Source organism: Actinokineospora enzanensis DSM 44649 (genome assembly GCF_000374445.1).
Lineage (GTDB): Bacteria > Actinomycetota > Actinomycetes > Mycobacteriales > Pseudonocardiaceae > Actinokineospora > Actinokineospora enzanensis.
On sequence record NZ_KB894440.1, the window covers coordinates 65,321 to 74,454 of the forward strand.

The 9,134-nt window shown below is 70.6% G+C and carries 10 protein-coding genes; 5 read left to right on the forward strand and 5 right to left on the reverse strand.

The features are described 5' to 3' along the window. Positions 1-14 precede the first annotated feature (14 nt). Positions 15-1,055, forward strand: a complete 1,041-nt coding sequence (locus tag C503_RS0131765; protein ID WP_018686270.1) for a DUF2891 domain-containing protein — start codon at positions 15-17, stop codon at positions 1,053-1,055. 308 nt (positions 1,056-1,363) lie between these two features. Here C503_RS0131765 and C503_RS0131770 read toward each other — a convergent pair whose 3' ends face one another. The 4 genes from C503_RS0131770 to C503_RS0131785 all read right to left on the reverse strand — a co-directional run bounded on the left by C503_RS0131770 (position 1,364) and on the right by C503_RS0131785 (position 5,409). After that, complete coding sequence (locus C503_RS0131770; RefSeq protein WP_169514635.1) at positions 1,364-2,152, reverse strand: aminoglycoside phosphotransferase family protein; 789 nt, start codon at positions 2,150-2,152, stop codon at positions 1,364-1,366. A gap of 43 nt (positions 2,153-2,195) precedes the next feature. Then, positions 2,196-3,551, reverse strand: a complete 1,356-nt coding sequence (locus C503_RS0131775) for an amidase family protein (RefSeq protein ID WP_018686272.1) — start codon at positions 3,549-3,551, stop codon at positions 2,196-2,198. A 92-nt stretch (positions 3,552-3,643) separates the two neighbouring features. Beyond that, complete coding sequence (locus C503_RS0131780) at positions 3,644-4,669, reverse strand: 6-phosphofructokinase (protein WP_026316902.1); 1,026 nt, start codon at positions 4,667-4,669, stop codon at positions 3,644-3,646. 230 nt (positions 4,670-4,899) lie between these two features. After that, the gene (locus tag C503_RS0131785; protein ID WP_018686274.1) at positions 4,900-5,409 is read right to left on the reverse strand and encodes a polyadenylate-specific 3'-exoribonuclease AS; all 510 of its coding nucleotides are present in this window, start codon (positions 5,407-5,409) and stop codon (positions 4,900-4,902) included. A 44-nt stretch (positions 5,410-5,453) separates the two neighbouring features. Here C503_RS0131785 and C503_RS41565 point away from each other — a divergent pair, with 44 nt between their 5' ends. Then, the gene (locus C503_RS41565; protein ID WP_018686275.1) at positions 5,454-6,545 is read left to right on the forward strand and encodes a hypothetical protein; all 1,092 of its coding nucleotides are present in this window, start codon (positions 5,454-5,456) and stop codon (positions 6,543-6,545) included. A 2-nt stretch (positions 6,546-6,547) separates the two neighbouring features. On the opposite strand, the gene C503_RS0131795 is transcribed toward C503_RS41565, so the two are convergent. Continuing rightward, positions 6,548-7,282, reverse strand: coding sequence for a lysophospholipid acyltransferase family protein (locus tag C503_RS0131795; protein WP_018686276.1), 735 nt, complete (start codon positions 7,280-7,282; stop codon positions 6,548-6,550). A gap of 221 nt (positions 7,283-7,503) precedes the next feature. On the opposite strand from C503_RS0131795, the gene C503_RS0131800 reads away from it, so the two are divergent. From C503_RS0131800 to C503_RS0131810, 3 genes are all read left to right on the forward strand, one after another. Next, a complete protein-coding gene (locus C503_RS0131800) occupies positions 7,504-8,274 on the forward strand; it encodes an alpha/beta hydrolase (protein ID WP_018686277.1) in 771 nt (256 codons plus the stop codon). Further along, positions 8,271-8,720 carry a hypothetical protein gene (locus C503_RS0131805; RefSeq protein ID WP_018686278.1) on the forward strand — a complete coding sequence of 150 codons (450 nt, stop codon included), beginning with the start codon at positions 8,271-8,273 and terminating at the stop codon, positions 8,718-8,720. The genes C503_RS0131800 and C503_RS0131805 overlap by 4 nt, the downstream gene beginning before the upstream one ends. A gap of 179 nt (positions 8,721-8,899) precedes the next feature. Beyond that, the coding region (locus C503_RS0131810) for a helix-turn-helix domain-containing protein (protein ID WP_156893650.1) at positions 8,900-9,134 on the forward strand (235 nt) is incomplete at its 3' end.

Genomic DNA, 9,134 nt, shown 5'->3' on the forward strand with positions numbered 1-9,134 from the left:
GGCAAGATGCGCCGATGACCACCGGACTGGACCCCGACACCGCCCACCGACTCCTGACGACCGCGGTCGCCAACATCCAGCGTGACTACCCGGTGCACTGGATCCACCTGATCGACTCGCCGGACGAGCTGGTCCCCCAGCGGCACCGGCACCCGGTGTTCGCAGGCTCGTTCGACTGGCACTCGTGCGTGCACCAGACCTGGCTCGCGGTCCGCCTCCTGCGCCTGTTCCCGCAGGTCAGGGATGCCGACCTGGCCCGCGCGGCGCTCGACCGGCTGATCACCCCGGAGGGCGCGCAGGTCGAGGCCGAGTTCTTCACGAGCCCGGAGGGCGCGTTCTGGGAGCGCCCCTACGGCTGGGCGTGGCTGCTGCTGCTCGACGCGGAGCTACGCGCCTGGCCGGAGGCGTCGGCGTGGTCGGACGCACTGCGCCCGCTGGTCAAGGCGGTCCGCGCCCGCTGGCTGACCTGGCTGGGCCTGGCCCGCTGGCCGGTCCGTGTGGGCACGCACACCAACTCGGCCTTCGCCCTGTCCCTCGGCCTGGACGCGGCCCGCGCCGTTGGTGACCGCGACCTGGCCACCGCCTGCGAGTCCGCGACCCGCCGCTTCTACCTCACCGACCGCGACTACGGCGGCTTCGAACCCAGTGCCGCCGACTTTCTCTCCCCCGCCCTCGCCGAGGCCGACCTGATGCGCCGCGTCCTGGACCCCGACGAGTTCGCCGCCTGGCTGGACGCGTTCATTCCGGACCTGACCGCGCAGCGCTGGTCGGTCCTGCGCAACCCGGTCCCGGTGGACGACCCGGCCGATCCGCACGGCTCCCATCTGGCAGGCCTGGCGTTGTCGCGCACCTGGGCTTGGCGGGGTGTCGCGGACAGCCTCCCGGACGATCACCGCTACCAGGCCCTGGCGCGGGAGGCGGCTGACGAACACCATGAGGCGGGCTGGAAGTACGTGTTCGGTTATGGCTATGCGGCGGAACACTGGCTGGGTACGTTCGCTGCCTACCTCGACATCGGCGCCCTCTACGACGAATCCCCGCACGCGGCGCTGTGACATTTTCTCCCGCCACCCACCCCCTCTTCCCCGCCCGGCATCGTCCCCGACCTGGCAACCTCAGCCGCCGGGGACGCTCCCGGAACGCGCTCCGGTTCTCCCGCCACCCACCCCGTCATCCCCGCCCGGCATCGTCCCCGACCTGGCAACCTCAGCCGCCGGAGGTGCTCCCCACACGCGGCGCTGTGACATTTTCTCCCGCCACCCACCCCCTCATCCCCGCCCGGCACTGTCCCCGACCTGGCAACCTCAGCCGCCGGGGACGCTCCCGGACGCGCTCCGTCGGGCACGGCCGCACACCTGGCCGATCACTTCATATACGTCAAAATGTGGTCGATCGACCGCCCTTGCCGTACCAACCCGATGGCTACCAACGGCGCCGTCGCTCGACACCACCCTTCCAACCGCTCACCATCAAGCTCAGAAACCCGCAACAACGCGTCCCGCCGCTCCGCCACATCCTCAGGCCCCCCAAGCACATAATCCACCGCGTCGAACTCGGCCTCTCCCAGACATGCCTTGGGGTCGATCACCACCAACCCCCGCCCACCCGCGTCCAACAAGTTGTCTCGATGCAGATCACCGTGCAGCAGAACCGGTTTCCCCTGCTCCACAACCAGCTCGGCACGAATCTCACCCGCCCGTCGCAGGTGTTCGGCAGTGATCGGCCCGAGTGGACGGAACATCGGAAAGAACTCCGCGCTATGCGACGCCAGCTCCCGCCGAGCAATCCGAGCCGGATCGGGAACAGCCGAGTGCATCTCCCGCAGCAACGCAGCGAACCTCTCCGCTGACGGCCACCCCACCACACCGTCGACGAACTCCAGCAGCAGCGCGCCCTCGGCGGCGGCCAGCACCTCCGGCGCGCAACGCCCGAACGCTCGCAGCACCTCGACCTGTTCGGCCGCGAACTCGATATCCGGCGTCACCTTCAACACCACCGGAACCCCCGCCAGCACGGCCCGCATGGTGATCGCGGAGTTGCCGTCCGGAAATGCCGCCCCGAGCGTCAGATCCCAGCGCCTGGCCAGTTCCGCCAACCGTTCCGGGAGCCCTGCAAGCCACGGCTCCACGTCATTCCCGAACCGTCGCCGCACACGCTCGATCCCACCCGAGAATTCCACGGTCCCCCCAGCGGATTCAGATCTTGGGCCGCCGATCCGCCCACGGATGGGCGTTCTCGAACTGCCCCGACATCGACAACAGTAGCCGCTCGGAATCGGCCGGTCCAACGAGTTGCACACCGATCGGCATTCCCAGCGCGTCCTGTCCTACCGGGACAGTCGCAACCGGATACCCCAACACGTTCCACGTCGGGAAATACGGAATACGCGCGGTCACCCCGAGCCAGGTGGCGATGAGTCCACGCCCGTGGAACAACCCGACCTTCGGCGGCGTCTTCGTCCACGTGGGCTGGAGAATCACATCCTGGGAAGCGAAGAACCCGGCCATCCGTTCCTGCAGCCCGGTTTCCGCGTCGAGAGCCCAGCGCAACACCCGGTCGGGAACACGGCGGCCGATCTTCGCGACAGCCTGGGTGCGGCGCTCCAGCCATTCCGGGTGCGGAAGACGCGCGACATCGTCGGCGACACCGCGCAGATAGCGCAGGACGAACTGCGGTGTGGGCGCCGGTCCGAGCGGCAGGTCGACCTCGGTCACCCGATGCCCCAACGCACGGAACCGGTCCGCGGTATCCAGCACCGCACGCCGCCAGGCCGGATCCAACCGGGGCCGACCGACCGGTGTCCGCCACACCAAAGCGATCCGGGTCGGTTCCGGAATCGCGTCCACGGCCGCCCGATACACCGATTCGCCGGTGAACACGTCGAGCATCGCCCCCGCGTCCGCGACCCGGCGGCCGAGCGGGCCGACGCTCGACAGCCCGTGCCAGCCGGGGGTCTGCGGCACCAGGCCGCGCGTGGTCTTGAGGCCGAAGACGCCGGTCGCCGCGGCCGGGATGCGGATCGAGCCGCCGCCGTCGGACCCGGTCGCCGCGCCGACGATGCCCGCCGCGATCGCCGCCGCCGAGCCGCCGGAGGAACCGCCCGGGGTGCGGCCGAGCTGCCACGGGTTGCGGGTCGGCGCGGCCACCGAGGACTCGGTGAACGGCCACAGGCAGCGCTCCGGCGTCCGCGTCCGCCCGACGATCACCGCACCGGCCGCGCGCAGCCGCGCCACCACGACGCTGTCCTCCTCGGCTGCCGGGAACTGCGGCCGTCCGCCCTGGGCCGTGACGTCCCCGGCGACGTCGAGATCGTCCTTGACCGCGACCGGCACGCCCAGCAGCGGCGTCCGTTCCCCGGCCTCGATCCGGCGCTGGGCGTCCTCGGCCGCCGCGCGGGCCGAGTCGAGGTAGAGGACCCGGAAGGCGTTCACCGTCGGGGCGAGCGCCTCCGCCCGGCGGATCACCGCCGCCAGCAGCTCCGGGGCGGTCACCCACCCGTCCCGCAACGCCCGTGCCTGCGCGTCCGCCCCGACCCAGAGCAGCTCGTCCATGCCGCGCACAGTAACCCCGCGACCGACCGGTCCGGTGCACACACGCCAAGCGCCCCGCGGAACCCACTCCGCGGGGCGCTCGAAGGTTCTCGTTATCCGAAGAAGACCTCGGCCTCGGCGTAGCGCTCCAGCGGCACGGTCTTGAGCTCCGCGGTCGCCTCGGACAGCTTCACCCGCACGATGTCGGTGCCGCGCAGCGCGACCATGACGCCGAAGTCGCCGTCGGCCACCGCGTCCACGGCGTGCAGGCCGAACCGGGTGGCGAGCACCCGGTCGTAGGCGGTCGGCGTGCCGCCGCGCTGGGTGTGGCCGAGTACGACGGCCCGGGACTCCTTGCCGGTCTTGGCCGCGATCTCGTCGGCCAGCCAGGTGCCGACGCCGCCCAGCCGGACGTGCCCGAAGGCGTCCTTCTCGCCGGTGATCAGCACCTCGTCGCCGCCCTCCGGCAGCGCGCCCTCGGCCACGACGATGATCGGCGCGTACTGCCGCTCGAACCGCCGCTTCACCCACTGCACGACCTTGTCCACGCTGAACTGCCGCTCCGGCACCAGGATCACGTTGGCCCCGCCCGCGAGCCCGGAGTGCAGCGCGATCCAGCCCGCGTGCCGCCCCATGACCTCGACCACCAGCGCCCGGTGGTGCGACTCGGCGGTGGTGCGCAGCCGGTCGATCGACTCGGTGGCGATGTGCACGGCGGTGTCGAAGCCGAAGGTGTAGTCGGTGGCCCCGAGGTCGTTGTCGATGGTCTTGGGCACCCCGACCACGCCGACGCCGTCGTCGGTGAGCCGCTTGGCGACCCCCAGGGTGTCCTCGCCGCCGATCGCGATGAGCGCGTCCACGCCCTGCTCGGCCAGCACGGCCTTGATCCGGTCGGGGCCGTCCTCGACCTTGTAGGGGTTGGTCCGCGAGGAGCCCAGGATGGTGCCGCCCCTGGTCAGGATGTCCTCGACGTCGTCGAGCCCGATCGGCCGCGAGTCCCCCTCCAGCGGCCCCTTCCACCCGTTGCGAAACCCGACGACGTCCCAGCCGTGCGTCTCGACGCCCTTGCGCACGACCGCCCGGATGACCGCGTTCAACCCGGGGCAGTCTCCACCACCGGTGAGTACGCCGACCCGCATGACTACCGACCCTCCAACCCTCACCCGCAGTGATGGTCATCACCGCGTTTCGGCGCCAGCCTGCCGCAACTGAATCGGTATAGCAAGGAGGCCCTCCCACCCCCTGGGCAGCAGGCGGTCAGCCGCCATCACCGCCAGGAGCCCCCACCCTGCCCGTCGTCCCGGCGATCTTTCAACACTCGAAAATGATGGGGCTCAAATCCGATCCAGGCGCAAATCCCGGACCGAAATCACTCGGCCTCCCGAACCCGCCGTTTCCACTCCGCGTCGATGACCCGCCACCGAACCAGATTGTGTCGAGCGTCGGCCAACGCGTCATGCGCGTCATTCGGCGGCGGCGGCAAAGCGGGCTTTCCCACATCCTCCCACCGCTGCCGCAATTCCCGGGTAAACCGCGGAATCAACCGCGGCAACGCGGGCATGGCCCCCCACAACTGACCCAGCACCACATGGTCGTAAGCCCCGAACCAGGCCCACAGCTCGATCTTGTCCCGGGCCCGCGCGGGTGTCAGGAAATCCATCAACCGCCGCCGCATCTCCGCCCGGGAACACCACACCTGGTCGGCGGGCGGCGGCAGCTTGTCCAACACGTTGGCCCGCACCCAGGTCCCGGCCTTGTCCGGGTCGAACTCGGTCGAGACGGCGTAGAACTCGCGCCCGTCCTCGTCGACGACACCGATCGACACCAGGTCGATGGTCTGTCCGTCCTCGATGAACTCGGTGTCGTAGAAGTACCTCATCGAACACACCCTAGGTCAGCCCACCCCGGTGGATACTGACCGCCATGCGCAGACGGGGCTGGGCGGTCGTGTTCGCCGTCACGGTGGGACTGGCGGGCTGCGGCGGTCCGGACACCCCGGCGGCCGTGGCGTTCACCAGGGTCGATCCGGCGGGCGCCGAGCCGGTGACGCTGACCCCGTTCGGCGACTCCCTGCTGATCGGCATCCGCCGCGGCAGCACCCCGGGTCTGTTACGCCGCGACCCGACCGGCGCGATCACCGAGATCCCGACACACGGCAGCACCCCGTACGGCCAACTCGCCCGCTGGACGTCGATCGCCACCGACGGCACCCGCATCGTGGCCGTCGGCGGGGAGCGCGGCGGCGCACACGGCAACGTCCGCTGGAGCGTCTGGGACGGCGACACCACCGCCCTCACCGAACACCGCCAGGGCTTCAGCGTCTTCGGCGGCTACGGCGCGGGCGACCTTCTCGGCCCCGTGGTCACCCCCACCTCCGCCACGGTCCTGGGCAGCTGGGAAAGCACCGAGGCCGGTTTCGACGTCGCGGTGTGGACGCCCGACCCGGCGGGCCTGTGGAACCGCCACCCGTCGACCGACACACCCCTGGCGAGCAGCACCGACACCCTGTCGTTCCCGGTCGCCGCCACCCGCCACGCCCAGGGCACCCTGATCGTCGGCTGGCTCTACGCCAACGGCACCCCACAGCCGGCCGCCTGGCACTCCCCCGACGGCACCACCGACTGGACCCGCACCGTCCTGCCGTCCGACGGCCAAAGCGCCGCCCTCGCCGTCACCTGCACCGACACCACCTGCGTCGCCGCGGGCCGGGCCGACAACAAGCTCGCCCTCTGGCGCCTGACCGGCACCACCTGGACCCGCCTCCCCGACACCCCCACCATCCAGGTCGGCGACGAGGACGTCCTGGCCCCACCACTGCTCATCGGCGACGCGGTCATCCAGGTGATCCCCGACAACGGAAAGGTCAAACTCCTCCGCTACACCGGCGACACCTGGACGACCCGAGACACCGACGGCCCATCCGGCCCGGTCACCGCGGCGACCGTCAGCGGGGCGGAAGCGCAGGTGATCGCCGGTGGCGCGCTCTGGCGGACGGAGATCGCCGCACTCGGGTGAGGTCAGCCCGAGGTCGACTCCGGGGCACGGTCGGCGTCGCGGGCGGTGGGCTGGGTGGGGAGGGTGACGCGGTCCTTGGCCGCGGCGGCGTAGGTGTCGACGTATTCCTGGTCGGACAGCTCCATCAGGGCGTACATGACCTCGTCGGTGATCGAGCGTTCCACGAACCGGTCGCCGGAGAGGCCGTCGTAGCGGCTGAAGTCCAGCGGCTTGCCGATCTTGATGCGGATCGGGTACGGGCGCCACATCCTCGAACCGATCGGGTTGGCCTTGTCGGTGCCGATCATCACCACCGGGATGACTGGGACACGGGCCTCCAGCGCGATGCGGGCGACGCCGGTCTTGCCCTTGTACAGCCTGCCGTCGGGTGAACGTGTGCCCTCGGGGTAGATGCCGACCAGGTGACCTTCGCGCAGCAGTCGGGTCACCGTGTCCAGGGCGGCCTGGGCGGCGGAACCACCGGATCGGTCGATGGGGATCTGGCCGACGCCGCTGAAGAACCACTTCTTCAGCCTGCCCTTGACCCCGGGCTGGGTGAAGTACTCCAGCTTCGCCGGGAACGTCACCCGGCGCGGCACCATCAGCGGCAGGAAGAACGAGTCGGACACGGCCAGGTGGTTGCTGGCCAGCAGGGCGCCGCCGGTGGCCGGGATGTTCTCCAGGCCCTCGACCCGCGGTCGGAAGAACAGCTTCAGCACCGGGCCCAGCAGGACCCACTTGCACAGCCAGTACAGCACGCGGACGGCGCTCCTCGTCTGTCGCGGGTGATCCGTTCGAGGGTACGAATCGGGCAGGCTCCGGCACAACGCGAGAGCCGGGAGTAACGCGGGGGGCGCCCCGCGAGATGCCCGGTGTGCGGTTGTTGCCCGGACGACGAACAAGGGGCAGCCGATCCGGGCGCGTCCGGCCCGTTTCATGCGACGATGGCGGCAAGCCCAGGGACCATAGGAGGGGCGGGGTGCTCGCGATCCCAGGCGCGGAGAGCTTCGCGCACGACGGGTCGAGCGAGGTCGGGGTCGTGCTCAGCCACGGGTTCACCGGCTCGCCGATCAGCATGCGCCCGTGGGCCGACCGGTTGGTGGCCGCGGGGTACAGCGTGCGGGTTCCGCTGCTGCCCGGCCACGGCACCAGCTGGCAGGACATGAACGGCACGACCTGGCCGCAGTGGTACGGCGAGGTCGAGCGCTCGTTCACCGAACTGTCCGAGCGGTGCTCGACGGTGTTCGCGTTCGGCCTGTCCATGGGCGGCACGCTGGTGCTGCGGCTCGCGCAGACGCAAGGCGACCGGCTGGCGGGCGTGGTGCTGGTCAACCCGTCGGTGATGACGCTGCGCAGGGAGGTCCGGCTGATCTCGGTCCTGTGCCGGGTGCTGCCGTCGGTCGCCGCGATCGGCAACGACATAGCCAAACCGGGGATAAGCGAGCACGCCTACCCCCGCACCCCGTTGCGCGCGCTGGCGAGTCTGGCCAAGCTGTGGCAGACGGTGCGCCGGGACCTGCCTCGGGTCGACCAGCCGGTGCTGGTGCTGCACTCGGCGGTGGACCACGTCGTCGAGCCGGAGAACTCGGCCATCGTGCTGGCGGGGGTCTCCAGCACCGACGTCACCGAGGTCGTGCTGGAGAACAGCTACCACGTCGCCACCCTCGACCACGACGCCCCGGTCATCTTCGACCGCAGCATCGAGTTCGTCCGGCGGGTGCGTGCCGAGCGGGCAGGTGATCGGGTGTGAAGAGTCGTCCAGGCGACGGACCGGAGGACGTCGACGCCGCCTTCGCGCAGATAGTCGCCGACCTCGAACGCGAGGGCGTCGGCCGCAACCTGCCCGAGGACCTCACCGACCCGGAGCCCGTCGAGCCCACCCTGGCCCCCGCGCCCCAGCCCTCGACATGGCGCGCCCACGACACCGAGATCGACTGGGCGAACGACAACGAACACTACGAACCACCGGAGCCGCCGCCGCTGCCGCGACCACGGCCTTGGACGATCGTGGCGTTGGTGGCGGTGGCTGCCGGGGTGATCCTGCTGATCCTGTCGCCGATGATCGGGCTGGACGCGCGGATCACCACGCCGGTGGCGTTGATCAGTTTGGCGGCGGGGATCGCGTTGTTGCTGCTGCGGGCGCGGAAGACGCCGCACAACCTGATGGATGATGGGGACAACGGGGCGCAGGTCTGACCCTGCCGTGGGCGGCTTGCCTTGCGGTGGGCCGGGCCTGGTTCTGCGGGATGCCCGGGGTTTGGTTGTCCACATGGCTGGTGAGTCGTCCACAGGTCACGGTCGGGGGATATTGACAGCGCTCATGATCGCCTAGTGTCCTGAGTCGTTAGTTCGGGGTTACTCGGTAGGGTGGATCGGTGCCGAGTCCCAAGCTTGCCCCGGTGGTGCTGTCCGACGAGGAGCGTTCGGTGTTGACCGGGTGGTCCCGGCGGCGGAAGACGGCGCAGGCGTTGGCGTCGCGTTCCCGGATCGTGTTGCGGTGCGCGGAAGGCGGCACGATCGGCGAGGTCGCCGCCGATCTGGGCATGTCGCGGGCGACGGTGTCGAAGTGGCGTTCCCGGTTCCTGACCGACCGGCTCGACGGGCTGTCCG

What these genes read in the sequence shown, in the direction of transcription:
- C503_RS0131785 (WP_018686274.1), bottom strand. Translation starts at nt 5,409, where the DNA reads ATGAGGTACTTCTACGACACCGAGTTCATCGAGGACGGACAGACCATC.
- C503_RS0131780 (WP_026316902.1), bottom strand. Translation starts at nt 4,669, where the DNA reads ATGCGGGTCGGCGTACTCACCGGTGGTGGAGACTGCCCCGGGTTGAAC.
- C503_RS41565 (WP_018686275.1), top strand. Translation starts at nt 5,454, where the DNA reads ATGCGCAGACGGGGCTGGGCGGTCGTGTTCGCCGTCACGGTGGGACTG.
- C503_RS0131765 (WP_018686270.1), top strand. Translation starts at nt 15, where the DNA reads ATGACCACCGGACTGGACCCCGACACCGCCCACCGACTCCTGACGACC.
- C503_RS0131775 (WP_018686272.1), bottom strand. Translation starts at nt 3,551, where the DNA reads ATGGACGAGCTGCTCTGGGTCGGGGCGGACGCGCAGGCACGGGCGTTG.